The 25,650-nt window shown below is 45.2% G+C and carries 22 protein-coding genes; 8 read left to right on the top strand and 14 right to left on the bottom strand.

The window, feature by feature from the left end:
* Nucleotides 1-28: 28 nt before the first annotated feature.
* On the bottom strand, nucleotides 29-976 hold the full coding sequence (locus K1X61_01560; protein MBX7107311.1) for a hypothetical protein: 948 nt from the start codon (nucleotides 974-976) through the stop codon (nucleotides 29-31).
* A 310-nt stretch (nucleotides 977-1,286) separates the two neighbouring features.
* Between K1X61_01560 and K1X61_01555 the strand changes: the two genes are divergently transcribed.
* Entirely contained in the window at nucleotides 1,287-3,704 is a 2,418-nt protein-coding gene (locus tag K1X61_01555; protein MBX7107310.1) for a TonB-dependent receptor, read from the top strand.
* Nucleotides 3,705-3,782: 78 nt separating this feature from the next.
* On the opposite strand, the gene K1X61_01550 is transcribed toward K1X61_01555, so the two are convergent.
* The 4 genes from K1X61_01550 to K1X61_01535 all read right to left on the bottom strand — a co-directional run bounded on the left by K1X61_01550 (nucleotide 3,783) and on the right by K1X61_01535 (nucleotide 10,183).
* A complete protein-coding gene (locus K1X61_01550; GenBank protein ID MBX7107309.1) occupies nucleotides 3,783-5,567 on the bottom strand; it encodes an acyl-CoA dehydrogenase family protein in 1,785 nt (594 codons plus the stop codon).
* 139 nt (nucleotides 5,568-5,706) lie between these two features.
* The gene (locus tag K1X61_01545) at nucleotides 5,707-6,324 is read right to left on the bottom strand and encodes a putative metal-dependent hydrolase (protein MBX7107308.1); all 618 of its coding nucleotides are present in this window, start codon (nucleotides 6,322-6,324) and stop codon (nucleotides 5,707-5,709) included.
* A 103-nt stretch (nucleotides 6,325-6,427) separates the two neighbouring features.
* Nucleotides 6,428-7,609 (bottom strand): acetyl-CoA C-acyltransferase, encoded by a 1,182-nt coding sequence (locus K1X61_01540; protein ID MBX7107307.1) that lies wholly within the window; start codon nucleotides 7,607-7,609, stop codon nucleotides 6,428-6,430.
* Nucleotides 7,610-7,780: 171 nt separating this feature from the next.
* The gene (locus K1X61_01535; GenBank protein ID MBX7107306.1) at nucleotides 7,781-10,183 is read right to left on the bottom strand and encodes a 3-hydroxyacyl-CoA dehydrogenase/enoyl-CoA hydratase family protein; all 2,403 of its coding nucleotides are present in this window, start codon (nucleotides 10,181-10,183) and stop codon (nucleotides 7,781-7,783) included.
* Between the two features lie 178 nt (nucleotides 10,184-10,361).
* Here K1X61_01535 and K1X61_01530 point away from each other — a divergent pair, with 178 nt between their 5' ends.
* From K1X61_01530 to K1X61_01520, 3 genes are all read left to right on the top strand, one after another.
* The gene (locus tag K1X61_01530) at nucleotides 10,362-10,823 is read left to right on the top strand and encodes a MarR family transcriptional regulator (protein ID MBX7107305.1); all 462 of its coding nucleotides are present in this window, start codon (nucleotides 10,362-10,364) and stop codon (nucleotides 10,821-10,823) included.
* Between the two features lie 131 nt (nucleotides 10,824-10,954).
* Nucleotides 10,955-12,634: a glycosyltransferase family 39 protein gene (locus tag K1X61_01525; protein ID MBX7107304.1), complete on the top strand. Its 1,680-nt coding sequence runs from the start codon at nucleotides 10,955-10,957 to the stop codon at nucleotides 12,632-12,634.
* Between the two features lie 143 nt (nucleotides 12,635-12,777).
* Nucleotides 12,778-13,272: a YkgJ family cysteine cluster protein gene (locus K1X61_01520; GenBank protein MBX7107303.1), complete on the top strand. Its 495-nt coding sequence runs from the start codon at nucleotides 12,778-12,780 to the stop codon at nucleotides 13,270-13,272.
* Between the two features lie 87 nt (nucleotides 13,273-13,359).
* On the opposite strand, the gene K1X61_01515 is transcribed toward K1X61_01520, so the two are convergent.
* From K1X61_01515 to K1X61_01485, 7 genes are all read right to left on the bottom strand, one after another.
* Nucleotides 13,360-14,580 (bottom strand): DEAD/DEAH box helicase, encoded by a 1,221-nt coding sequence (locus tag K1X61_01515; GenBank protein ID MBX7107302.1) that lies wholly within the window; start codon nucleotides 14,578-14,580, stop codon nucleotides 13,360-13,362.
* Nucleotides 14,581-14,728: 148 nt separating this feature from the next.
* A complete protein-coding gene (locus K1X61_01510; protein MBX7107301.1) occupies nucleotides 14,729-15,034 on the bottom strand; it encodes a hypothetical protein in 306 nt (101 codons plus the stop codon).
* 3 nt (nucleotides 15,035-15,037) lie between these two features.
* On the bottom strand, nucleotides 15,038-16,348 hold the full coding sequence (chrA, locus tag K1X61_01505; protein ID MBX7107300.1) for a chromate efflux transporter: 1,311 nt from the start codon (nucleotides 16,346-16,348) through the stop codon (nucleotides 15,038-15,040).
* A gap of 162 nt (nucleotides 16,349-16,510) precedes the next feature.
* Nucleotides 16,511-18,277: a long-chain fatty acid--CoA ligase gene (locus K1X61_01500; GenBank protein MBX7107299.1), complete on the bottom strand. Its 1,767-nt coding sequence runs from the start codon at nucleotides 18,275-18,277 to the stop codon at nucleotides 16,511-16,513.
* A gap of 403 nt (nucleotides 18,278-18,680) precedes the next feature.
* Nucleotides 18,681-19,247, bottom strand: coding sequence for a hypothetical protein (locus tag K1X61_01495; protein MBX7107298.1), 567 nt, complete (start codon nucleotides 19,245-19,247; stop codon nucleotides 18,681-18,683).
* Between the two features lie 37 nt (nucleotides 19,248-19,284).
* Nucleotides 19,285-20,691 (bottom strand): FAD-binding protein, encoded by a 1,407-nt coding sequence (locus K1X61_01490; GenBank protein MBX7107297.1) that lies wholly within the window; start codon nucleotides 20,689-20,691, stop codon nucleotides 19,285-19,287.
* 54 nt (nucleotides 20,692-20,745) lie between these two features.
* The gene (locus K1X61_01485) at nucleotides 20,746-21,804 is read right to left on the bottom strand and encodes a saccharopine dehydrogenase NADP-binding domain-containing protein (protein ID MBX7107296.1); all 1,059 of its coding nucleotides are present in this window, start codon (nucleotides 21,802-21,804) and stop codon (nucleotides 20,746-20,748) included.
* 284 nt (nucleotides 21,805-22,088) lie between these two features.
* On the opposite strand from K1X61_01485, the gene K1X61_01480 reads away from it, so the two are divergent.
* On the top strand, nucleotides 22,089-22,385 hold the full coding sequence (locus K1X61_01480) for a hypothetical protein (protein ID MBX7107295.1): 297 nt from the start codon (nucleotides 22,089-22,091) through the stop codon (nucleotides 22,383-22,385).
* A gap of 4 nt (nucleotides 22,386-22,389) precedes the next feature.
* Nucleotides 22,390-22,776, top strand: a complete 387-nt coding sequence (locus K1X61_01475; protein MBX7107294.1) for a group III truncated hemoglobin — start codon at nucleotides 22,390-22,392, stop codon at nucleotides 22,774-22,776.
* 49 nt (nucleotides 22,777-22,825) lie between these two features.
* On the opposite strand, the gene K1X61_01470 is transcribed toward K1X61_01475, so the two are convergent.
* Both K1X61_01470 and K1X61_01465 read right to left on the bottom strand, forming a co-directional pair.
* Nucleotides 22,826-23,608 (bottom strand): hypothetical protein, encoded by a 783-nt coding sequence (locus K1X61_01470; GenBank protein ID MBX7107293.1) that lies wholly within the window; start codon nucleotides 23,606-23,608, stop codon nucleotides 22,826-22,828.
* A 3-nt stretch (nucleotides 23,609-23,611) separates the two neighbouring features.
* Entirely contained in the window at nucleotides 23,612-24,046 is a 435-nt protein-coding gene (locus tag K1X61_01465) for a DUF4281 domain-containing protein (protein MBX7107292.1), read from the bottom strand.
* Between the two features lie 132 nt (nucleotides 24,047-24,178).
* Between K1X61_01465 and K1X61_01460 the strand changes: the two genes are divergently transcribed.
* Nucleotides 24,179-24,727 (top strand): DNA-3-methyladenine glycosylase I, encoded by a 549-nt coding sequence (locus K1X61_01460; GenBank protein ID MBX7107291.1) that lies wholly within the window; start codon nucleotides 24,179-24,181, stop codon nucleotides 24,725-24,727.
* A gap of 131 nt (nucleotides 24,728-24,858) precedes the next feature.
* Nucleotides 24,859-25,629, top strand: a complete 771-nt coding sequence (locus K1X61_01455; protein MBX7107290.1) for a hypothetical protein — start codon at nucleotides 24,859-24,861, stop codon at nucleotides 25,627-25,629.
* Nucleotides 25,630-25,650 lie beyond the last annotated feature (21 nt).

Genomic DNA, 25,650 nt, shown 5'->3' with positions numbered 1-25,650 from the left:
TATGATACCTGTTAGTGGTAAGGATGAATTAATTTTTGTCTTTGTTCCATAGTGCGAAGAAATAGCTTACGCCACCGCCAATGCTGGTAGATTGTCCTACGTTTCGCCCGGTTAATACATAGCTTCCGGATACATGTACACCTAAACCTTTCACAAAGGTTGGATAGTAATGTGCTATAGCGCCTATGTTGGTATAATCCATTTCGTTGGATGGAAATCCCATATCCTGCACCCTGATATCGAAACCATCGAGTGTGTTGAATCCGCCATAAAAGATCTCTGACTTAAATGTTTCATCATGCGTTTCGTAACCAATAGTGGCGGAATAGTCAATGGCATCCGGCATATCCACTTCATTACTGAAATATGCCTGTGTAGTATAATAGTAATCGCGCGGCAGTGTGCAATTACCGCGGAGGTTGTACGCACCCTGTATTCTCGCATAAAAGCCATTGTTCAGTTTATATTGCAGGATAGGCCGCAGTGAACCTTCTGTGCAGCCGAGGCCAATGCTATAAGCATAGTCGGGAACATAATCGCTGACCGGAGTAGAGAATCCAATGGTTGCCAATGCATGGATTCGTCCCGGTCCCAGTGCTGTTTCCAGCGCGGAAACTTTCACGGCGAGGTTCAAATTCTGAAAGCCTTCTGTGCCTTCAATCTGTCCTGCACTAGGGCGGGTGAGCACATAAGCAACGCCGCCCATCACGTTAATCCTGTCGGTGATGCCCAGGTCAAACATCGGGGAGATTGTGTGCCTGGTCAGTGTGCCGATATTTCCATTTTCCCTTTTCTTCGTGCCTTCCCAGTATTCGTGCCATGCGTCGTGACTATACGACAAGTCGAAACAGATAAGGCCTTTATCCATCATCACGGCATCTGTTGGTGTCTGCGCATGCGCATTTTGACAGCAAACAAAAAGTATCGCCGCCAATAAAATGCGGTTCATAAAAGTTTGTGTGTTCTGTAGTATCATCTGCAGTTTTTTTTATTGGTATCCGGCAAAGATATTTTAGAACCGATACCATGATTCAGGGTTGTGAGGTCATTAACAATTTTTTACATTTTGTTTAAGTGCAGGTCATAATCCATGGTGATTTAACGTCAGGCGTCAGCGCATAAAATGTATTATTAATAGCATGGATTGTAACTATCGTTACATGATTCAAGCTTTGTTAATGATACTTTAATGTTTAATACAGGCATCTTAGAAGGCTTACCTGTCTTTTACCTTTACTGAAAGTAAATTGAAATCTATGAACGGCATGAAACGGATCCTATGCGCTGTGTCAGTTCTTCTGTTTCTGGCTTTTGGTAATCCATTAAACGCACAGAACACTGCAGGCAGAATTACCGGTACCGTGAAAGATGAAAGCGGCGCTCCAATGTATAATGTGCTGGTTGGCATTCTTGATAACAGTAAAACTGCTTACACGAATGAGAATGGCATCTATCAGCTTAAGAGTCTGTTGCCCGGCAGTTATGAGGTAAAGGCTTCCATATTAGGTTATCAGTCTGTGTCAAAGCAGGTGGCAGTAACAGAAGGCAAACCGGTGGTGCTGGATTTTGTGCTTGTGCTGAATCCTACTGTACTTTCCAATATTGTGGTGGAGGCGCCAAGGGAAAATATCACCATGCAGCGGCTGGATGATGTGGCTGGCAATTACCTGGTTGCCGGTATCAAGAATGAGGTGATTACACTTAAAAATACAGATTTAAATGTTGCGCAAAATTATGCGCGGTCAGTATTTGCCAAGGTGCCCGGTGTATTTGTGTATGAATATGACGGATCAGGTAACGCTGTCAACGTATCTACGCGCGGATTGGATCCACACCGGAGCTGGGAATTCAATATTCGTCAGAATGATATTATGATCAATTCAGATCTCTACGGTTATCCTGCCAATCATTACAATCCGCCGATGGAAGCGGTGGAGAAAGTGGAGCTGATCAGGGGCTCCGCGGCACTGCAATACGGAGCGCAGTTTGGCGGCATGATAAATTACAAGTTGCATGAAGCTGATACCACAAAACCTTTTTCTTTTCATACGCAGGTGTCGCGCGGGTCTTTCAATTTCATCAGTACATTCACGGAAGGCGGAGGTAAAGCCGGTAAGCTGTCGTATTATGGTTTTTACAATCACAGGTCGGCAGATGGCTACCGTGATAACTCCAATTATTATTATGATGCCTGGCATATTGGTCTGAATTATCCGCTGATGAATAACCTGTGGTTAAAAGCGGAGGTGAGCCACATGAATTATCTTAACAAACTGCCGGGTGCATTAAATGATTCCATGTTCTATGAAAACCCGCGACAATCTGTTCGCAGCCGCAACTACTACAACCCCAACATCTATGTGCCCGCGCTGAACTTATCGTGGAATATCAAATCCAGGACTTCGGTAAACCTGATTACATCAGCGGTGCTGGGAGACCGCAACAGCGTGCAATGGCTCGCTCTTGCCACAACGCCTGATACTTTCAATACCAAGATTGGTTCCTATAACCCACGGCAGGTTGATATTGATCATTTTCACAGCTTTAATGCAGAGATCAGGCTGATCCATAAATATCATCTGGGCACACAACAAAATAAGTTGAGCGCCGGATATCATTTTATTCACAATAACCTGCACCGCCTGCAACAAGGCACCGGCACAACAGGTTTTGACTATGATCTCACTGTGGTATCCGATCCTCCGTTCAAACGCGACATCAACTATATTTCCGTTACTAATGGTTTATATGTAGAAAATCTGTTTCAGCTTACCAGGAACTTTTCGGTGACACCCGGTTTGCGCCTTGAGCTCGGTCAATCTGACCTTAAAGGGAAGATTGTTTATATCTCCGACAGCGATCTGCCGCAAACAATTGATCACAACTATTTGCTGGCAGGCATACGTGGTGAATACCGGATTAACGGCAAAAACAATGTGTATGCTGGCTGGTCGCAGGCCTACCGCCCGATGATTCTCAAAGATATTGTTCCCGCCACCAGCTTCGATAAGATTGATCCGGATCTGAAAGATGCCAACGGCTATAATGCGGACCTGGGAGTGAGGGGAGATATCTCCACCTGGTTAAGTTATGATATCAGCCTGTTTGCTGTACAATACAACGACAGGATAGGAACACTGGTGGAAGTGGATGATACCGGAGCCACCTACTTTTATAAAACCAACGTTGGCAATTCCATGAATTACGGATTAGAAGTTTTCATGGAAGTAAGCCCGTTTATGACCGGTGACTTTTCTCCATGGCTCAAAGGATTTTCAGTGTATACATCTTCGGCTTATATGCATGCATGGTATACAAAGGGCAATGTGGTGGTGAGCGGAATCAATACGGATATTACCGGCAACAAAGTGGAAACCGTACCTGACTGGAATTTACGATCGGGTATTTCGTACCGGTATAAATACATCGCCGCGTCGCTGATGCACAGTTATGTGAGCGAGGTGTTTACCGATCCGCTCAATACGGCAGAACCTAATGCCAGTGGTACATTGGGTATCGTGCCTTCCTATCACATCTGGGACGCGAATCTCGCCTGTTATTATAAGAACTTCAACCTGAAGCTCAATGTCACGAATCTTGCCGACCGTTCATATTTTACCAAACGCCCGACATTTTATCCTGACCCGGGAATCTGGCCATCAGACGGGAGAGCGGTTACAATTTCCTTTGGTGTAAAAATTTAAACTGCGCGCACCATATACAGAAAAAAAGCGCCTGATATAGTTGGCGCTTTTTTAAGTTGGTTGCAAATATGAACGGCTTCAGAAACAGTACCTGTTTTCAGCTATAAGCTTGCCGGCAATACGTCGCCTTGCATTTTTGCAGTTGAAAGGTTCCATCCGTGTAAATCTTTTCAATCCAACCAGCATCATTTTAAGCTCATCACCTTCCGCGAATGACTCCACTGCATTCCTGGCCGATGTCTCCAGCCGGATAACAGAATCATGCAAAAAGACTTGCAGCATATCCTGCAGCAGCGCTACATCATGACCCGTCGATTGCAGCTTTTCAATCCGTAACACCATGGATTCACAGGCGTAGATGTCAGACAGCATGTCTGAAACATTCATGAGAATCTCCTGTTCGTTTTCCAGCGCCATCATCAGTTTCTGAACAGCTGCACCTGCAGCCATGAGTGTGGTTTTCTTCATCTGGCTCACCAGTTTTTTTGCGTAGCCATAATCGCCTTCCGGTTCTGTGAGATCCGGCATCGACATTAATTCCTTTTGCACTGCCATAGCCGGCGTCATCAGGTCGATCTTTCCCTTTAAAGCACGTTTCAGCAACATATCAACGGAAAGAAGCCTGTTGATCTCATTCGTGCCTTCAAAGATGCGGTTGATACGGGCATCACGATAGGCGCGAGCGGGCAGGTATTCTTCGGAAAAGCCGATTCCGCCATGCACCTGCACGGCTTCGTCAACCAGGTAATCAATCATCTCGGATCCCATCACTTTCAGCAATGCGCATTCAATAGCGTATTCTTCAGCAGCTCCCATCAGCGCTTCATGGTACTTTTTTCCTTCTTCCAGCAACGACAATTTTTTATTTTCAATATCACTCGCTGCTCTGTACATAGCTGACTCTACTGCGAACAAACGAATGGCCTGCTCAGCCAGCTTGTATTGTATTGCGCCGAATGATGCAATCGGTTTTTTAAATTGTTCACGTTGCGTTGCATATTGAATGGTGGTATTGCTGATCCGCTTTCCACCGCCAATGGTGGCGGCCGCGAGTTTCAGCCTGCCGATATTGAGAATGTTGAAGGCGATGAGATGGCCTTTGCCTGCTTCACCCAATAAATTTTCAACCGGAATCTTAACATCCTGAAAAAATATCTGTCGGGTTGAGGAACCTTTGATACCCATCTTCTGCTCTTCTTCACCCCGTGACAAGCCTTTCGCGTTGCCTTCTACAATGAATCCGGTAAACTGTTCGCCGTTAATTTTGGCGAATACAATAAACAAGTCGGCAAAACCACCGTTGGTGATCCACATCTTTTGCCCGTTGATGATCCATGATTGTTTATCATCACTGAGTACAGCTGTTGTTTTTGCCGCCAGCGCATCGGAACCCGACCCTGGTTCAGTGAGGCAATAGGCCGCTTTCAGTTCACCGGAGGCAAGGCCGGGCAGATATTTTTTCTTTTGTGCTTCCGTGCCGAAATAAAGGATCGGCAAAGTGCCGATGCCTGTGTGGGCGGAGAGGGAAACTCCGAGCGAACCGGCATCACCCAATGCTACCGTCAGGAATGTGGAAGTGATAAAATCTTTTCCGAAGCCGCCATATTCTTCAGGGATGGATGCACCCAGCAAACCCAGGTCACCGGCTTTCCTGATCATTTCAACAGCAATGCCGGCTTCCTGCTTTTCAATGCGTGCATCATTGGGAAAGAGTTGCTGTTCCACAAAATCACGCGCCATCTGCACCATCATCTTCTGTTCTTCATTTATTTCTTCAGGCACAAAAATGTCGGCAGCGGAAGTTTCCCTTACCAGGAATTCGCCGCCTCTTGTTACATTCCGGATGATGGTTGCGGTTGACATGGAAAATTATTTTAGGTGGTTGATGGATTGAATGGCTGCAACGTCGCGGACGACGGTAATTGAAAATGAACGCAGCAATTACCTGCTGACGGAATCACGCTGTTTCGCTGCGTTCATTGAATTTTCGAAAAGGTTGTTTTTACTTCTTTATCTCTTTCTTCCCTTCCGCTTTGTCTGCTTTTTTAACGGCAGGCTTTTTGGCTGCACTTTTTACTACAGCTTTTTTTGTTTTTACCCTGTTCGCGCTCAATTTTTCTTTTGCTTTCAGGATATGATGGTAGTGATGTTCACCATGCCATACATACAAAGCGAGAATTTCCTTGAGATCATAACTCATCTGATGTTCCGGATGATAGAACACACGTTCAAAATCCTGGTCATTCATCGATCGCAGTAAAATTGCCCAGCGCTTGTGAAGATTAAACAGCAGGTCGAATGAAAATGAAGGCGCTGCATTTTTAGCATCTTCGAGTGCCGACCATGCCTGCGGATTATAAGGCTTAATGGTGGGCATGTCTTCCGTCAGTGCAAGTTTGAAACGGATGAAAGCGTTCATATGGCTGTCTGCAATATGATGGATCACCTGCCTGATGTTCCAGCCATCCTCACGGTACGTTGCATCCAGTTGCTCTTTCGTCAAACCGGTGATGATCCTTTTTAATTTGCCCGGGAACTCATCAATCTTGCGGGTCATTTGCTGAATGTCTTCCTTCGAATAGCTCTTTCCGAATTCAAACATTCCGATCGGGAATCTCAATTGCTGAGTTTGATCAGCTTCAATCATTGTGGTCATTTTTACAATCTGTTTTGGTTAGAAAAATCCTGAAAAAAATATTACGCTTTAAGATTTACTTTTTTATTCATGCTATTGCTTCTATCACCCCGGCAATTCCCTGTCCGCCGCCAACGCAGGCTGAAACAATACCGTATTGCCTGCCGGTGCGCTTCAGTTCATGAATCAGCTGAACGGTCAGTTTTGTACCGCTGCAACCTAAAGGATGGCCAAGCGCAATAGCACCGCCATTCGGATTGACCGTGGAAGGATCCATCTGCAATGCGCGTATTACGGCTAAGGATTGCGTGGCAAACGCTTCATTAAGTTCTGTTACAGCAATGTCGGTCAACTTCAAACCTGCCTGTACCAATGCTTTGGGAATTGCTTCCACCGGACCGATACCCATGATGCGCGGGTTGACTCCGGCTGATGCACAGCTTACCAAACGTGCGATGGGTTTTAATCCCAGCTCATTGATCATTTTTTCACTCATTACAATGACGAAGGATGCACCGTCTGATGTCTGCGATGAATTGCCTGCTGTAACCTGTCCGCCCATTTTGAAAGCGGGTTTTAGTTTTGCCAATGCTTCCGGCGTAGTATCGGCACGTGGCCCTTCATCCGTATCAACAATCCAGTTCTTTACTTTCCGTTTTCCGTTTTCAACAGTTACCTCTTCCACGGTAACAGGAACAATTTCGTCTTTGAATTTACCGGCCCTGATGGCGGCAACGGCTTTCTGATGTGACTGATAGGAAAAGAGGTCAGCATCTTCACGTGTAATTTGATAGTCGCGGGCTACTTCTTCTGCTGTAAGTCCCATGCCAATGAAGTATTCAGCATGCTCTTTTGCAACGTTGTAGTTCGGAACGGTTTTCCATCCCATCGTGGGCACCAGTGACATAGATTCCGTGCCGCCTGCAATGATGCAATCGGCCATGCCACTCCTGATTTTAGCGGTTGCCATGGCAATTGCCTCAAGGCCGCTGGCACAATACCGGTTGATCGTAACGGCAGGAACACTTACCGGTAAAGCCTGAATGGCAATCCATCGCGCAATCTGCAAGCCCTGTTCAGCTTCCGGTACAGCATTACCCACTATCAGGTCATCTACTCTTGCGGGATCAAGCTGCGGCAGGTCTGACAGCAACCGTTTTATTACCTGAACAGCAAGGTCATCCGGCCGCATAAATCTGAAGCCGCCTTTTTTTGCTTTACCAACGGCAGTGCGAAGACCGGAAATAATGTATGCTTCTTGGTTTGACATTTTTATGGATTGATCAACTGTTAGTGTAGATCCTGGGTTACGCTGTATTTATTCAGGCAGTCATGTTTTTCTTTACCATTTCTTCAGCAGTGCTCATGACCACATATTCTTTTTCGATTCGCCTGCGCCATTTCAGCTGCCGCATTCATGGTGGTTAAATCTGACATTAAATCAATTCCTCAGCGGCTTTCCTGTATTCAGAATACTCTGCATCCGTTCCATTGATTTTTTTGTGGTGGCCAGTGAGAGAAATGCTTCCCTTTCCAGGTCGAGCAGGTATTGTTCACTAACATAAGCTGGTGCCGTAAGGTCGCCACCACTCATCACATAAGCCAGCTTTTCCGCTATCAGCCTGTCATGGTCAGAAGCGTAATTACCATATTGCATGGCAACTATTCCGGCATAGAATGCGCTTAATGCACTTCTTCCGAGCACATAGATATCATTACGCGGAGCAGGCATGGTATAACCTTCTCTTGCCAGCTGTAATACTTTCTGCTTCGCATCTGCTATCACTCTTTTTTCGTTGATGCTGATATCATCTGTTCCGGTTCTGAAGATATCCATTGTAAATGCTTCAGCAGCGCTTGTGGCAACTTTTGCCGTTGCAATGTTGAGGAAGCGTTTCTGCAGTTCTGGAAATTCAATTTCTCCTTCCCGGTAGGCATCGCTTGCACGCACCGTCATTTCTTTGGTGCCAGCACCGGCAGGGATAATGCCGACGCCGAATTCCACAAGGCCGATATACGTTTCGGCTGCGGCCTGCACACTGTCGGCATGCAGGCAGAATTCGCAGCCTCCGCCAAGTGTGAGGTGATGTGGTGCAACCACTACCGGCACGGAGGAATAGCGGATACGCATAGATGTTTGCTGAAACATTTTACAAGCCATGCTCAGTTCATCAAAGTCCTGCTCAACCGCCAGCATAAGCATCATGGCAAGATTGGCGCCCGCAGAGAAGTTCTCTCCCTGGTTGCCGATTACAAGCCCGGCAAAATTCTGTTCCGCCATCTCAATGGCCTTGGGGATGGCCTGTAAAACCTCACCGCCGATTGTATTCATCTTGGTTTTGAATTCGAGATTCAAAACGCCATCGCCGATATCGATAAGGCTGGCACCGCTGTTTTTCCAGATGATGTTATTTGAATAATGCTCCAAAATCACAAAGGCATCTGTTCCGGGAATGGTTTTATAACTTCCCGTTCGCAGATCATAATATTTTTTGCTTCCGTTTTCTGTCTTGTAAAAAGCAGTATGGCCTTGCGCAAGCATGTTGTAAATCCAGGCGGCGGGTTTATTGCCACTGACTTCCATGGCTTTCACCGTTGCTTCCACACCCATGGCATCCCAGGTGGCAAATGGTCCGAGTTCCCAGCCAAAGCCCGCATTCAGGGCATCATCAACCCTGTAAATGTCATCAGCTATTTCCGGAATGCGGCAGGAAACATATTGTAGCAGTCCATAAAAAAAATGACGGTAGAAATCACCGGCTTTATCTTTTCCCAGCACGGCAATCTTCATTTTCTGCCGCAGGTCGTCGCTTTGTTTCAGCTGTTCAATAGTGGCAAACCTGGTCTTCGGCGTCAACTCATAGGTTAGTGTTTTGATATTGAGTGAAGGATAAACGGTTTTGCCGTCCTGTTTTTCTTTCCTGAAAAATCCCTGTCCCGTTTTATCGCCCAGCCAGTTATTTTTTACCATCTGTTCAAGCCAGGCAGGAATGCGGAACAACTCCTTTGCTTCATCATCAGGACAAGCATCATATACAAACTGTGCCACTTTCACGAGTGTATCTAACCCCACCACATCGCTTGTCCTGAAGGTGGCAGATTTCGGGCGCCCGATGGCTGGCCCTGTCAGCGAATCAATTTCCTGCACGGTCATGTCTAACTGCTCCATCAGGTGAAAGATGTGCATGATGGCATATACGCCAATCCGGTTAGCGATGAAAGCCGGGGTATCCTTGCACAATACCGTTGCTTTACCAAGGTATAAATCACCGAAATGCAGCAGGAAGTCTACTACTTCCGCGCTTGTATTTTGTGTCGGTATGATTTCCAGCAGTCGGAGGTAACGGGGTGGATTAAAAAAGTGGGTGCCGCAGAAATTTTTCTGAAAATCATCGCTGCGTCCTTCTGCCATCAGGTGAATCGGAATACTGGAGGTATTGGAGGAAACAAGTGTTCCCGGCGTTCTGAATTTTTCTACCTGTTCATAGACAGACTTTTTGATGGCCAGGTTTTCCACCACCACTTCCATGATCCAGTCGCACCCGGCAATATCCTGCATGTTATCGCTAAAATTGCCGGTGGTGATCAGCTTCACAGCGGAAGCGGAATACAAAGGAGCCGGTTTGGATTTGAGGGTAGCCTGCAATGCGCTGTGCACGATCCTGTTTTTTACAACGGAGTGCTCCAGGGTCAGTCCTTTTACCTGTTCTTCAGCGGTGAGTTCTTTAGGTGCAATATCGAGCAGCAGCACCTGTACGCCGATGTTGGCGAAATGACAGGCAATCCGGCTGCCCATTACGCCTGATCCCAGTATCGCGACTTTCCTGATTTTACGTTGGCTCACTTTGAATATTTTTTTGAATAAATAAGGCACCCCATGCCCCGCTGTATACCGTTGTAAAACGGTACCTGCAGGCGCGGCGAAGTTATTACATAGTTGTTCATTTGCGAAACAAAAATAAAATTATTTGTTTAAACATTTAATGTGATCACATATATTTGCCTCCAAAGCTGCAACAGGCATGGCCAATATTGAAAAAGCGCTGGGGAATACCACCTACCGGAATGAATACCAGAAGGCGATTGCCAGCATCTTTTTTACCTGCCGCTGGATGGAATACTATTACCAGCAGCACCTTGGCCACTTCGGCATAACCTGGCAGCAGTTTTATGCGCTGCGCATTTTAAAAATCCGGCATCCTCAGCCTGCCAACCTCAACCTGCTGAAAGAAAAGATGATCGACAAGAACAGTGATGTGTCGCGCATCGTGGAGCGGTTGCGGAAAATGAACCTGGTGGAACGAAGACTCAATAAAGATGACCGGCGCCATGTGGACATCACGATTACACGAAAAGGAATGGAGTTGCTGGAAAAGATAAAAAAGCGCGATCATGAAATCGAAAGCGTTCTGTACAATCTTACGGAGAAGGAAGTGAAGCAGCTCAACAGGTTGCTGGATAAAATATTTGATGGGAAACTGTAACGGAAGAACTTCCGATCTGTTCAACATAATTTAGTCATGCTGAATATATTGCCGCAACTGCCATGAATTGCCGGGCATCTTATTTTTTTGGAAGTTAACTGTACTAACTTCGTCGTTTTCAATCTTTATACATGGCCAGAAATAAACAGCAACCGGTGATACATTTAAAGGAAGCCCGGCAACCTGTCAAGTATGAATCGGGCAGTAATGCCATCTTTTGGTGGCTGCTTGTTGTGGTCTTGTTATTCGTTGCCGTTGTCAGGTTGCGGTTGCTTGGATTATCTCTGGAGCGTGATGAAGGTGAATACGCTTTTATCGGGCAGCTTTTGTTGAAAGGTTTTGCTCCGTTTGAGAATGCCTATAACATGAAATTCCCGGGCACTTCGTTAATGTATGCGCTCTTCATGATGCTTTTTGGAGAAACACAGCAAGGGATACATGCCGGATTTCTCATCATGAATGCAATGACGATTATCTTGCTGTTCGTCATTGTGCGAAAATACCTCGGTAACCTTGTGGCCATAGTAACAGCAGCCACCTATGGCTTGATCACAATCAGTCCTGCCGTTTTGGGTAGTGCAGCACATGCCACACATTTTGTGGTTTTTTTTGCAGCAGGCGGCACAGGTCTTTTGCTTGCAGCTTTAAAGAATCAACGGCGCATTAACTTATTTCTCTCTGGTCTTTTATTCGGCCTGGGTATTCTCATGAAGCAATCAGGTGTATTCTTTGTCCTGTTTGCCGGAATGGTTTTTTTATATGATCAGCTAATCATTAAGAGAACAAGCATCACACAATGGTTCTTTTCAGGCATGGTCTGGGCAGCCGGAGTTGTATTGCCTGTTGCCGGATTGTTTTTGTGGATGTCCGCAGCCGGCACCTTCAGCCGTTTCTGGTTTTGGACGATGGAGTATGGAAGTCAGTACGCAAGTGTGGAAAGCTGGAGCAGGGGATGGGCCAACCTGCAAGTAAACCTCGATGGATTACAGCATGATTTCATTTTTCTATGGCTGCTTGCTCCGGTTGGCTTGTTGGTATTATGGACAGCAAAATTTCCATCCGCCACACGTGCATTTGTTACGGCGCTCACGATTGTTTCGGTACTTGCCGTGTTTCCCGGATTGTATTTCCGCCAGCATTATTTTGTATTGTTTATTCCTGCTTTTTCGCTCCTTGCAGGAATCGCCATCGCATTTTTGAGTACACTGCTTACAGAGCGGTATCAGCTTAAGTATGGCCGTACGATAGCTTCACTGATTTTTCTTGCAGCTTGCCTTGCCGGCATCGTACAGTTATTTCCATACCTGTTTCAGCAAAATATGTTTACGGTATCAAGAAGCTTATATGGCGGAAACCCGTTTCCGGAGGCATTAACCATGGCACGTTATATTAAAAGCCAATCAGCGCCGGAGGAAAAGATTGCCATCCTCGGATCAGAACCGGAAATACTGTTTTATGCCGACCGGCTCTCTGCTACCGGATACATTTACACATACAGTCTTATGGAAGAGCAAGCCTACAATGTGCAGATGCAAAAGGAGATGATAGCTGAGATTGAAAATGGGCAGCCGCAATGGATGGTGTTTTGCCGGATTCCGCAGTCATGGCTGATGCGTGACGAATCGCCACAGGAAATTTTTGACTGGATCAGAACTTATTCCGACCAATACTATGATCCTGTAGGGATTATGGAAATTCCGAATGATCTGCGTGCAGGCACCTTTTACTGGAATGAACAGATTGCAAACTTTAAAGGAACTTCAGACCGGCAGGTTTATGTGTTTAAAAGAAAAAAGGAAGCAGCTCAGTGACCGAAATAATCTGATGAATAGTATGGATTGTTCAACCGGAAAAAACATGTGCTCTTGCAATATGATTAGGACAGTTGCTGCTTAAATCACACTATATTCATTTTATTCACCGGTAACAAATTTTCTTCAAAACCACAGATGCGATGGAAGCAGCGTATAGTAAGCAACTGGAAAATGCAATGGGCAGGCGGAAGGAAAATAAAAAATTCCTCGACCGGTTGAAAAAGATGAAACCTGCTGACCTTGATTTAGTGACCAATCAGCTCCACGATGCCGCCTTTGAACACATTGATTGCCTCAAGTGTGCCAACTGTTGCGCCACCACAGGTCCGTTGTTGTTGCGCAAGGACATTGAAAGATTGGCAGCGCATTTCAATATGCGGCCTGCAGATTTTACGCTGGCATACCTCCGCATTGATGAAGACCATGATTATGTATTTAAGAAGATGCCCTGCCCTTTCTTGGGAACTGATAAGTATTGTTCTGTTTATGAAGATCGGCCGGCAGCCTGCCGCGACTATCCGCATACGCAGCAAAGAAAAATCATACAAAAATTAAGCATTACCTATCACAATACCATGATATGCCCTGCTGTAGCGGAAGTAGTGGAAGGATTGAAAAAACATTATGGAGCTTGATACGACGGTGTCCCGTATTGTTCCGGTTTATAAAAAACCGCCACACAGATTATCCTGTATGGCGGTTCAGTGTACGCTATAACAATACTATTGTTTCGAAAATCTCCTGCGCCTGTTAAAGGAACGTGCCTGATGATGTGGTTGGCCTTGAGCGGCAACCGGTCGCGGAGCAGTTTCATTCACCTGCATCTTGTAAGCATGTTCCGCTACGGGAATTTGCTTGCCTGTTGCTTTCTGCACATCTTTCAACAGCATGCGTTCATCTGCGCTGCAGAATGAGAAGGCAAACCCGCTTGCACCTGCACGGCCGGTACGACCTATCCGGTGTGTATATGAATCAGCCTGGTCCGGCAGGTCATAGTTGAATACATAAGGCAATTCTTTCACATCAATGCCACGCGAAGCCACATCTGTTGCCACCAGGATGGATATCCGTTTGGTTTTAAAATCGTCCAGTGCACGCTGACGGGCATTTTGCGCTTTATTGCCATGAATGGCTGCTGCTTTTATTCCATTGCGGCCCAAAGCCTTTACCAGTTTGTCTGCTCCATGCTTCGTGCGCGTGAAGACCAGTGCCTGGTGAATTTTTTCTTCTTTCAGCAAATCACAGAGCAGCGCGGTTTTATTGATTTTATCTACGTAATAAAGTTTCTGTTCCACCTGGACGGCTGCACCTGCTGCAGGTATCACTTCCACTGTAACTGGCTGACGCAGTATGGCAGCAGCCAGTTGTTTGATTTCAGACGGCAGGGTAGCCGAGAAAAACAAGGTCTGCCGTTGAGCCGGCACTTTTGCGATGATCTTTTTAATGTCTTTTATGAAACCCATATCAAACATTTTATCTGCTTCATCCAGCACCAGGAATTCCACATCGTTCAGTTTAACAAATCCCTGGTCCATGAGGTCAAGCAACCTGCCTGGTGTAGCTACAATAATGGAAACGCCATTGCGCAATGCAGTGGTTTGCGCATGTTGCGACACGCCGCCGAAGATGGTAACATGTTTTAACCCGAGGTGCTTGCCATAGTCGCGGAAACTGTCCGCGATCTGCAATGCAAGTTCCCTCGTAGGAGCCAAAACGAGGGTGCGTACGCCGCGATGTGTGACTGGTTTTGTACTCATCAATTGCAGCAATGGCAATGCGAAAGCTGCAGTTTTCCCGGATCCGGTTTGTGCGCTGCCGAAAATATCGCGGCCTTCCATGATAACCGGTATAGCTTGTTTCTGTACAAGAGTGGGTTGTACATACCCTTTTGATTTCAACGCCGATAAGATAGGCGCGGAAAGATTCAATGCTTCAAATGACATGTTAATGTGTTAATCTTTTAATCGTGAATGCGCAAAGCCATTCATCCTTGCCCGTGAGCAATTATGCTTTGCTGCGAATGGAGGAGAGGGAGAAAGTAAACTGCGAGAAGATCTGAAATCTTTTTAGTCGTCAGGACAAAGTCCATCTCTATAATGCGCGCAAAGATAGTCTAATCTTTGAGATGATGAAATGCACCATGAGCGGGAATGAAAAAATAGCTTGCCTGAATCGGTAATATTGGTTGGCAAATATGCCTGAAATATCATGGCCGGACGGCAAGAAATTACCTTGCTTAAGAGATATGGTACAATGGTTTGCACTTTGACTAAGCTGGCGATTTTTCCCGCAAAGGTTGATGAGGAGAGGTAATGTTGCATTATCCGCGAAACTGTTTTCCGAACAATGAACCGGCACTTTTGTCATATCACTTTCAAATGCTGCGTTGCTTTTCATTTATTAATGCGCAGCCAGATAATATACAAGTCCGAAAACTGCACTAACGCCGATCCAGGTTATCATTCCAATCTTGAAGCGATACATTGCAATGAATGAAATAATTGTCCAGCCAAGTGTGATAAGGTCCAGCCCTGCAAGGGAAATATTTGTCGGAAATATTACTGCTCTGGCTAAATATATTGTCAGGTTGAGAATAACACCAACCACCGCCGCAGTTACAAGTGCAAGTATTTGCTTTATTTGTTTGTTCTCTTGTGTCCGTTCAATGATTGGTGCGCCGGCCAATATGAAAAGAAAGCAAGGAAGAAAGGTATAGAACGTTGTCGTTAGGAGTCCAAGTGTTCCCATTAACAGTGAACTGCCAAAATGATTATAACCTGCCATGAATCCAACAAAAACAAGCACCATAATTAAAGGTCCCGGTGTTGTTTCGCCAAGTGCAAGTCCGTCAATCATTTGTAAATTGGTTAACCATTTGAATTGCCCGACACTTACCTGTGCTACGTAAGGCAATACCGCATAAGCGCCGCCAAATGTTACAAATGCAGCTTGCGTAAAAAACAGGGAAAGTTTTTTCCAAAATGCAAAGTCACTGGTGAGAAAGTAAAATGCAACTAAAGGAGTTAACCAAAGCAAAATACCCATGCTTAACTGTTTCAGCAATCGCAAGGGGTTAAAGCCGGTGTTTGGTGATATGGTATGCTTGTTTATATAATATTCCTTTTCGCTTTCTTCATTTTGAATTGTCTTTTTGTTATTAGATTCAAAGAATATGGGAAAAAACCGCCGGGAAATGGTGGCGGTAACAATTGCACCGACAATAATTAACGGAAACGGAACATTGAAAAAGAAAATGCAAACAAATGCCGCAAACGCAACGAAATAGTGGAACGTGCTTAGCAGAGATTTTTTACCGATCTTAATTAGTGCAAGAATAACAATGGCAATTACGGCAGGCTTTAGTCCGCTGAATATTGCAAATACCCAGGGAAGGTTTCCAAACGAAACGTAGACAGCACTTAGTCCGAGAAGAATGAACATGGAAGGAAGCACGAACAATATGCCTGCTGCAAGTCCGCCTATAGTACCGTGAAGCATCCAGCCTGTATATGTTGCCAGCTGTTGTGCTTCCGGTCCAGGCAAAATCATACAGTAATTCAATGCGTGCAGAAATTTACTGTCGCTGATCCATTTTTTTTTGTCTACTAAAAACTCGTGCATGATAGCAATTTGTCCGGCAGGTCCGCCAAAACTGATAAACCCAAGGTTTATCCAGAATTTTAATGCTGCTCTGAAAGTCGGCTGCTCCATCCACTAAAATATTTTATTGTTAACCGGTAGTCTGAAAGGTTTGTACATAAAGGCGGGAAGTTGTTGCCTTAAATCAATGAAAAATACCAGGTAGTGAATTGTAGCGGTTTAATACAAGAAGCGGCACGTACGCTAAGCAGTAGATCCATTCAGATTAAAGTATCAATCAATATACATCTCTTCAATAAGGTCCTTGTATTGCTCAATGATTACTTTTCGCTTCAGTTTCATGGTTGGTGTAAGCTGCCCGCCGGGAACCGTCCACTCTTCCGCTAACAGGCGGAATTTTTTTATCTGATCAGTATGTCCGAATTCCTTGTTCTTTTCATCAATTACCTGCTGATATTTCTCCTGCACTTTCTGATTGGCAATTATAGATTCATTGGAACTCCACGCCAGCCCGTTTTTTTCACACCATGATTTCAGATTGGCAAAAGACGGCACTATTAGCGCTGACACAAATTTTCGTCCGTCGCCGATCACCATCATCTGCTCAATGAAAAATGACTCTTTGAATTTATTCTCGAGGGGTTGCGGCGCCACATATTTGCCGCCGGAAGTTTTATAGAGCTCTTTTTTGCGGTCGGTGATTTTTAAAAATTTTCCATTCACAAATTCGCCGATATCGCCAGTGTGGAACCATCCGTCTTTGTCAATGGCTTCTGTGGTTTTATCAGGCAGCTTATAATATCCTACCATGATATTCGGGCCCTTACACAGTATTTCACCATCTTCTGCAATCTTAACCGTTACGCCGGGAACCACAGGACCGACGGTGCCAAGCATATTGCCTTCACGGTCATATCGGTTTACGGAAACAACCGGTGACGTTTCCGTTAATCCATATCCTTCCATCACCACAATGCCAGCTGCAGAAAACACTCTTCCTATCTTCACATTGAGTGGTGCGGAACCCGAACACAGCGCAAAAATATTCCCTCCCAGTGCTTCTTTCCATTTGCTGAAGATAAGTTTCCTCGCCAGCTTCAGCTGAAGGTTAAGCAAAAGTCCCTGTTGCCGCTGCCCGTCCCACCGTTCTCCCAACCGCAATGCCCAGAAGAACAATGCTTTTTTGGCGCCTTTCAGCTCCAGTCCCTTGTTGACAATTCTTTCATATACTTTTTCGAGGAGGCGCGGAACACAGGTGAAGAAATGCGGTTTAACCTCACGCAGATTCTCACCGATCGTCTCCATGCTCTCTGCATAATACACTGACACGCCTTTCATGAAATAGCAATAAATCACCAGCTTTTCAAATACATGGTTCAACGGCAGGAAGCTGAGTGCCGTGTGCGTTTCATTGATTGGAAGCACATCAAAAACCGATTTCATGTTCTCCACCACATTATAATGGGAAAGCATCACTCCTTTCGGAAATCCCGTGGTGCCGGAGGTGTAAATCATGCAGGCGATATCATGCTGATCGATCGTTTTACGGATAGCTTCCACTTCACGTATATCGCAGTGTACAGCACGTTTCAGGAATTCTTTCCAGTGCACCGCGCCTTCCACCAGGTCAAATGTGAAAATTTCCTGTAGCGAAGGAATCCTGCTTTTGATCTTAACCATCTTTTCATAAAGCTCCTGCGAGGAAACAAACAGTAGCCTGACTTCTGCGTTGTTCATTATGTAGACATAATCTTCATCGCTGATGGTCGGATAAATCGGAACGGTAACACCGCCGATCTGCATGATACCCAGGTCGATAAAATTCCATTCAGGCCGGTTATTCCCGACGATGGAAATCGCATCTCCTTTTTTTATTCCCGAGCCGGCAAGCGCCATACTGACGGTGTTCATATAGTCCACCACAGTGTGGGTATTGTAACGCACCCATTCGCCGTTCACTTTTCCGGCAAGACAGTCTTCACGGGCAAAGTTTTTCTGCTGATAGGTAATAACATCGAAAATACGGGTGAAGTCGATCATGTGCCTCGGTATTGTTGCAATGAAAATAGATAAAAGTTTGAAAATTGTTGCGGGGCTGTGCTGACGGACGGTATATCATATGAAGCATGACTTCATCCTTTTGAAACGTAACACGCTGAATTAACCGTTGTGATTATCTGCAGGCGAATTGCTTCCCGCATAGATCGGCAGGGAAATTAAAAGGGCTTTCGATCCGCATTTGCAGCATCGCTACGCATTGCTGTAGATATGGAATACGGCTCTCCTTTCTTTTATATGGCTTTGAGGAGGCCGGATATAACCGGTTTAGAAATACACATTACGACTTAATAAATCCTGAGAGCCGACAGACAACAGGTTGACTGAAACAAAGTCATCAACGTAAAAGGAAACAAATGATTACCGGACTTCGGCCATGGAGTAATTACAAACCGATTCCAAATCCGGCGCGTATGATGGGAACGCCATAATAAGGACTGTAGGAATTCTGCAAAACATCATACAGCACACTGATGAAAAAAGCCGAATTGGCACCCATAGGCTGTGAATAACCACCACCTAAAAGCAAGGATGGAATCCAGTCACGTTCAGGATAATAGAGTTCTGTCAGCGGATCGAACTTGTACACGTCAAAATTGTTGCCTTCAAAATTTGCTTCCAGGAATAATCCTTTGTAAACCACAAACCTGCTGAATAATAATCCGCCGTAAATATTGGTTTTGTATGGAGGGGTATAGTAATTATCCTGGTAATACGAATATCGCAAGCCCACTCCGGCTGACCAGTTAGGCTTCAGCATATAGCCGAATGTAGGCGCTATTTCGATATTGGTAATCGTTCCGAAAGTGAGTCCGAAATTGCCGCCAACAAATATGCGATCCTTGAATGGCACTTTGGGGCTGCCCATATTTGCTGCATTCTGTGCCAGCGTGATATCACTGAGGGCAAAAACTAAAAATGTAACCAGGCTGAGGTGCAGGGTTTTCATCATGGCCGTATATAGATTTAATGATACAAAAGTAAATAAACTAATCGGCAAAGATTTTCCCGGGATTCATGATGCCATGCGGATCGAATACGGCTTTGATCTGCCGCATAAGGCCTGTCTGCGTGGCATTAAATGCAATATCCATATAGGGTTTCTGAACCCAGCCGATGCCATGTTCGCCCGACAAGGTGCCGCCAAGTTTGACGCATAGCTGAAAGATTTCCCGGATGCCTTGCGGCAGTTTAACCGTCCAGGCTGATTCATCCATATCATCTTTAATGATATTTACATGCAGGTTGCCATCACCGGCGTGACCATAGCAAACGGACTTAAAACCATACTTTAATCCAATGGCTTTCACGCCTAGCAGCAAAGCAGGCAGCTCGGCACGTGGCACCACCGTGTCTTCTTCCTTGTATACAGCATTTGATTTAACGGCTTCCGCCACGCTTCTGCGCATCTTCCAGAGATCAGCTTTTTGCTGTGCCGATTCCGCAAACAATATTTCGCCCACGTCATATCGGGAAACAATGGCCGTTATCTTTTCCATTTCTCTGAATAACTGATCAGGATCATTGCCATCCACCTCTAACAAAAGGTGTGCTGCCACATCATTCGCTATGTGAAATGAAGGAATATGCGTGAATCGGATCGTCCAGTCAATGGCATCTCGCTCCATAAATTCCATGGCAGACGGCGTAATGCCTGCCATAAATATCGCATTCACACTTTCACAGGCCTCCACTGCTTTGCGGTATGGAACGAGCATCAGTAAGTCATGTTGCGGATGCGGAATCAGTCGCAGCACTATTTTGGTGACTATACCAAGTGTGCCTTCACTGCCGACAATTAGCTGTGTGAGGTTATAACCCGTGGCATTCTTTAATACATTGGCGCCGGTCATGATGACCTCGCCGGAAGGCAACACCATCTCAAGATTCAGTACATAATCTTTCACCACGCCGTACTTCACGGCTTTCGGGCCGCCGGAATTTTCAGCGATATTTCCACCAATGAAACAAGATCCGCGGCTGGCCGGGTCAGGAGGATAGAACAATCCTTTTTCTTTTACCGCTTCTTGTAACACCTGTGTGATGACGCCCGGCTCAACTGTTACCTGGTGATTTCTTTCATCAATAAATAATATCCTGTTTAACCTTTCAACCGACAACAGAACGCCACCGTAAACAGGTAAGGCGCCGCCACTTAAACCGGTTCCTGCGGCACGTGGTGTAACAGGTATAAGCTGTTCATGGCAATAGCGTAATACAAGACTGATTTCTTCGGCTGAGGATGGCCTCACAACAATTTCAGGCGGGAATTTTAAATCTTCCGTTTCATCATGTCCGTAGTGAGACAGTATATTTTCATCAGTTATCACCTGCGCAGCACCGCACACGGATTGAAAATAAAGCACATCTCCTGGTGTAATCTTCCTGAAAGCCATCGGCTTCATTTTATACAACAAAAATAAACTGAATTCCCATTGCTTAATAATCCGCTATCCGGCTGCACGTTTTACGCCCGGCACCTCCAGCACAAGATCAGCACCATAGGCGGAAGCCGGTGTCTGATAACCTGTTTTAAAATTTCCCTGTAACACTTTTTGAGTGATGAGCAAAGCCGCCATAGCAGTGAGTGTATATCCTTCAGGGCAGCGCATAGTTGCTGTAATGGTTTTACCCGCAGCATTCTTTACCTGTCCCCAGATGTAAGCAGTAGCTTTACTGCGCTGAATATCTGATGGTCCGGCAGGCCGCCGGTTAATTTTTCTCTCGATCAATTGCCTGATAACGGAAGTGCGAAGTAACCAATTGTACATCGATTGAAATTTCAACAGGTTGCTGATATATGGCTTCGTTCCTGTGTATGTTTCAATGTCGGAAATGCCGGTAGTAAAATATGCTGTGGAGATATCACCCCAGGGAATACACATGGTAAGAAATTTCCTTTCTCCAAAATCAACATGCATTTGCTTATGACCCAACGGCACATTGACGATCATTCCGTTCTTTCGTACCGCACCTCCCTTTCCCAGCTTCGAGAGCATGCTGATAGCTGTACCATGTGAGATACCACCACCGGCTGTGGCAAAAGCGAGTTGAATACTTAATGCATCGGGCAGCGAATTTTTCAGGAATAACGATAGGCAGTCTGTCGGAACCACATCAAAGCCAACACCGGGTAACACCATGATACCCGCTTTTTTAGCATCGTCATCTGCCATCTTCAACAATTCAAAAACAGTGATATCGCCATTGATATCAAGATAGTGTGTGCCGGTCTGCAGGCAGGCATCAACCATTTTTTTTGCCGTACGGGTGAAAGGGCCTGCGGCATTCACCACTGCTTTCACTTCGCGAAGGGACTGCAGCAATGCTGAGGTGTTCTCCAATTCAAATATCCGGTAAGGAAGGTGGAGTTTTGCAGCCAACGCGGCGATGGCAGCTTCATTCCTGCCTGCCAGGATGGGTTGTAACTGATATTGTTGGCTGTAGCGGGCTATTAATTCCCCGGTATAACCATTCGCGCCATACAGTAAGAATGTCTGCTCTGTCATGGTTAAAGATACGGATAGCCTGCTATTAATGTAACAGTGAACAATACATTATTGTAAAAACAGGCATACCAGGTGAAGGATTACGTATGAATAAATGCTGCATAAGCAGTGGCATGAGTCTTTGATTCAGCGAAACGCTACAGACCTTCCCTTGCTGTTTTTCACTTTCAAAACACACCGTAGTGATGGCCTGATTGGACTTAAGGTCAGGACTTTAATCTCACTATCTTTGGAATGGCGGCAATAAGCGCAGGTCAATTTTTTTTTAAATCAAATCCGATCAGATGACCATACACGAAATTAAGTTACAACTGATGACTGCAACCAATCCTGTCGCAAAAGCTTTGCATAAGAATGATCATTTCAAAGTGCTGGCAATTGGGTTCAGGAAAGGAATGGCGCTGAAGGAGCACCAGGCGCATCATCCTTCGAAACTGATTGTGCTGGAAGGCAAAGTGATTTACATAGATGCGGATACTAATGCTGCAATGGGACAATATGATGAAATGGAAATTCCTGTTAACAAAACACATTCGGTAACCGCACTGGAAGACAGTGTATGTTTGCTGACACAAGGATAAAAACATCACCATGCATGATATTGAATCTGAGACCGATGTAAAAACACTGGTAGATGCTTTTTACCGGAAAGTATTAGCAGATCCTGTGATAGGTTTTATTTTTACTAAAGCTGTCAGCATAAATTGGGAACAACATATGCCCGTCATGTACGCTTTCTGGAGCAACACTTTGTTAGGCAGTGGTGGTTATAGCGGCAATCCTATGGTGAAGCACCTGGAACTTGACAAAAAAGTGAAGCTGGACCGGGAGCATTTTAACCGGTGGCTCCTGCTATGGGAAGAAACTGTTAAGGAGTTGTTCAACGGAAAAATTGCGGATGAAGCCATCGTGAGAGCGCGAAATATTGCATCGTTGATGTTGTTCAAAATCAATCAGCAGCATGCTTCGTAATATTCCGGGACAAAATATATAAACCAATTTTTGCCTGTATAAGCTGCGGTCATCCAATCAGCGGCACCGACTGCAGCGCTTGTAGCAGCAGTATCAGAAATGCGAGGAAATATGCCACCGCAAACGACTGTGTAAATCGCACACTGCCGGCCGGATTTCTTTTTGAAATCCAGTAACCAAATAAAGGCAACAGTTGCAATGCATGCAAGCCGATAAAATGCGCAACCCTCAGGTCGCCGAACTGCGTGCTCCAGTTCAGCAACGGCAAACCGGGGCCGCCGTCTTCACCACCAACCGAATGTGAAAACCTGCCGGACATATAGCCGCCTTCAAAGCAGGCTACAATAAATAATACCAGCCCCAGCCGGATGCCCCATACATAACTCATGGGAATGGTAAATTCTTTTTGTCGGAAAAAGAGAACATTCATGTACAATGTCCAAAGCGTAACGGTCAGTATCACGATTCCCATCAGCGAATAGATCATCCCGTCAAATGGAGTGGCAATATTAAAATGTGACGGCACACCTCGTGCCGCCTGACCGGCAATAGCTGACAATTCCAGTGTCATCAAAATGACAAACATCCGGTTATAGATCGTTACAGCACGTTGATTTTTCAGATACACAAGGTACCATGCCATTGACCAGCTCCAGATACCAACAGAAGCAAAGAACTTGAATGGCTTAATCCACCTGTTGATGCCAAGGATTTCGTGGCTGTCCGATTGCATTAAAACCAGCATCAGCGCGGCAGCGGCAAAATCAAGCAGGCCAAAAAGGGCGAGCAGCCGGTTACGGCGGAGTAATTCATTATAAAACGACTTCAGCATAAATTAATAGTTTGTTGTAAAGTATTGCCTTGTCCTGAACAAACGGATGATGATGTAAAGCAGAAGTCCGGCAGGACCGAACATAAAAGTCAGCAAAAGACAGGGGACAAGCACCCATCGGTTGATTTTATGTAACCGCGCATTGTGCACTATGAATAAACCGGTCAGCAGGTCGAATGCGAGGTAATGAATCCAGCCTGCAAGCAGCAATGATTGGTTTTGAAACAGGTTTGCTACTTCTGTTAACGAGCTGAAACCGCCCTCAGGTGTTTCACCGATGTGCGCTGCAATCAGGTAAGCATACAGCGCTGCTAATATGGTGATGACTCCGCCAAAAACAACCTTCTCTGTATACTTCCAGTCTGGCAGGATCAACAGCATGAGCCAGCTGCAGAGTGCCATCATGCTTACAGCGCTGAAAAGCTGATCGTTGTTCATATCGGGTTATTTTTAACAGGAACAAAATACACAATTGCATTTGCAATTCATTCGATATGATTGCATCAATTTTTTATGCGGTAAGCAATCATAACCTGTTATTTTTGTTGTTCAAAGAAAAATTTTAAGCAGATGGCCTCCTCCTATTGTGAAGCAGTGGAAAAAATGGATGCCGGCAATGTGCACAGGAAATACCATGATACCGAATATGGTTATCCTATTGCCGATGATCATGCGCTGTTTGAGCGGTTAATACTGGAAATTAACCAGGCCGGACTTTCATGGACAACGATTCTCAACAAGAAAGAAAATTTTCACCGTGCCTACCATGGTTTTGATATTGATAAGGTGGCTGGTTACAGGCAAAGGGATATTCAACGGCTGTTGAATGATGCAGGTATTATCCGCAACAGGCTGAAAATCGCGGCAGCCATTGAGAATGCAAAAAGGCTGAAGATTATTCGTAAAGAATTCGGATCTTTTAAAAACTGGCTCGACCATCATCATCCGAAAACAAAGGATGAGTGGGTGAAAATTTTTAAACAGAATTTCAGATTTACAGGCGGAGAAATTGTAAATGAATTTCTCATGAGTATTGGTTACCTGCAGGGCGCTCATATTGAAAGTTGCCCTGTTTATAAAAAAACCATGAAGCACCGTCCGGCCTGGAGCCGGAAATAAAAGGTAGCGCCACCTGCAGGTTGTGTTGCTGAAAATAAAGGTGGATCCTGCTTTTCTCAAAACACAGTCAGTCGTTTATAAAAAGGCTGTTTGTTTTCCGGTTATTCTATATCTTTCGAAAAAAAATAATCATGCGTATTTCCAGCTCTTTACTGTTTTTCGTTGTGTTGATTTTCACTGCGACTTCGGTTAAGTCACAGTCCGAAACTTCCGGCACTAATGTTTACCTCTCATCGTCCGGTGAAACCATGTTTTCCTGGGGCAAAGTAGAAGCCGGTGATGAAAACATCAATAATATAGTTCGTTTTTCGCCGGTCTTTAATTTCGGGACACAGGTGAATGTTGATTTCAACAATGCGCTCGGTTTTTATACAGGGCTTGACCTGCGTAACGTTGGTCTGATTTCCCATACCGCAGAAGGATATAAGATAAAGGAAAGAGCTTATGGCCTTGGGCTTCCAATCGTCATCAAGATTGGTGATTTCAGCAAAAACATGAACATCGGTATCGGCGGCGAGCTGGAGATGATGTTTGCCTGGAAAAGAAAGGTCATTGTACCGAATTTCACTAAGACGAAAGAGCTGCAGTGGTTTTCCGATAACGTGAATATCTTTAACCCTTCACTGCTTGCGGAAATCAAATTCAGGCAGGGATTCTATATCCGCTATAAATATTACCTCAACGATTTTCTCAAGTATCAGTCTGGCGGATTGACAATACAGATTCCTACTGCACCTTACCTGAAGAACATTCCGGATTATGCACAATCAAGCCAGCTGATGTATATCTCCTGTGGCTTCATGATTTCCGATAAGGCTCTGGATGGCATGGCGCCCGGAAAAAGCGGTTACAGCAATGCGGAAGACGGCTTTTTCCGCAGCATGCCTGCGAAGCAGCCGTAAATGCTGGTGATGAATTGTAAT

The organism is Chitinophagales bacterium (assembly GCA_019694975.1).
GTDB lineage: Bacteria > Bacteroidota > Bacteroidia > Chitinophagales > UBA10324 > JACCZZ01.
Note: the sequence above shows the minus strand (reverse complement) of the source record. Positions and strands in the feature narration are given on the sequence as shown.

Coding starts and splice junctions, on each gene's coding strand:
- K1X61_01470 (MBX7107293.1), bottom strand. CDS start 23,608: ATGCTGAAGTCGTTTTATAATGAATTACTCCGCCGTAACCGGCTGCTC.
- K1X61_01515 (MBX7107302.1), bottom strand. CDS start 14,580: ATGTCATTTGAAGCATTGAATCTTTCCGCGCCTATCTTATCGGCGTTG.
- K1X61_01465 (MBX7107292.1), bottom strand. CDS start 24,046: ATGAACAACGATCAGCTTTTCAGCGCTGTAAGCATGATGGCACTCTGC.
- K1X61_01540 (MBX7107307.1), bottom strand. CDS start 7,609: ATGTCAAACCAAGAAGCATACATTATTTCCGGTCTTCGCACTGCCGTT.
- K1X61_01550 (MBX7107309.1), bottom strand. CDS start 5,567: ATGTCAACCGCAACCATCATCCGGAATGTAACAAGAGGCGGCGAATTC.
- K1X61_01485 (MBX7107296.1), bottom strand. CDS start 21,804: ATGACAGAGCAGACATTCTTACTGTATGGCGCGAATGGTTATACCGGG.
- K1X61_01560 (MBX7107311.1), bottom strand. CDS start 976: ATGATACTACAGAACACACAAACTTTTATGAACCGCATTTTATTGGCG.
- K1X61_01500 (MBX7107299.1), bottom strand. CDS start 18,277: ATGATCGACTTCACCCGTATTTTCGATGTTATTACCTATCAGCAGAAA.
- K1X61_01460 (MBX7107291.1), top strand. CDS start 24,179: ATGGCCTCCTCCTATTGTGAAGCAGTGGAAAAAATGGATGCCGGCAAT.
- K1X61_01490 (MBX7107297.1), bottom strand. CDS start 20,691: ATGGCTTTCAGGAAGATTACACCAGGAGATGTGCTTTATTTTCAATCC.
- chrA (MBX7107300.1), bottom strand. CDS start 16,348: ATGGAGCAGCCGACTTTCAGAGCAGCATTAAAATTCTGGATAAACCTT.
- K1X61_01520 (MBX7107303.1), top strand. CDS start 12,778: ATGGAAGCAGCGTATAGTAAGCAACTGGAAAATGCAATGGGCAGGCGG.
- K1X61_01480 (MBX7107295.1), top strand. CDS start 22,089: ATGACCATACACGAAATTAAGTTACAACTGATGACTGCAACCAATCCT.
- K1X61_01495 (MBX7107298.1), bottom strand. CDS start 19,247: ATGATGAAAACCCTGCACCTCAGCCTGGTTACATTTTTAGTTTTTGCC.
- K1X61_01510 (MBX7107301.1), bottom strand. CDS start 15,034: ATGAAAAGCAACGCAGCATTTGAAAGTGATATGACAAAAGTGCCGGTT.
- K1X61_01525 (MBX7107304.1), top strand. CDS start 10,955: ATGGCCAGAAATAAACAGCAACCGGTGATACATTTAAAGGAAGCCCGG.
- K1X61_01530 (MBX7107305.1), top strand. CDS start 10,362: ATGGCCAATATTGAAAAAGCGCTGGGGAATACCACCTACCGGAATGAA.
- K1X61_01455 (MBX7107290.1), top strand. CDS start 24,859: ATGCGTATTTCCAGCTCTTTACTGTTTTTCGTTGTGTTGATTTTCACT.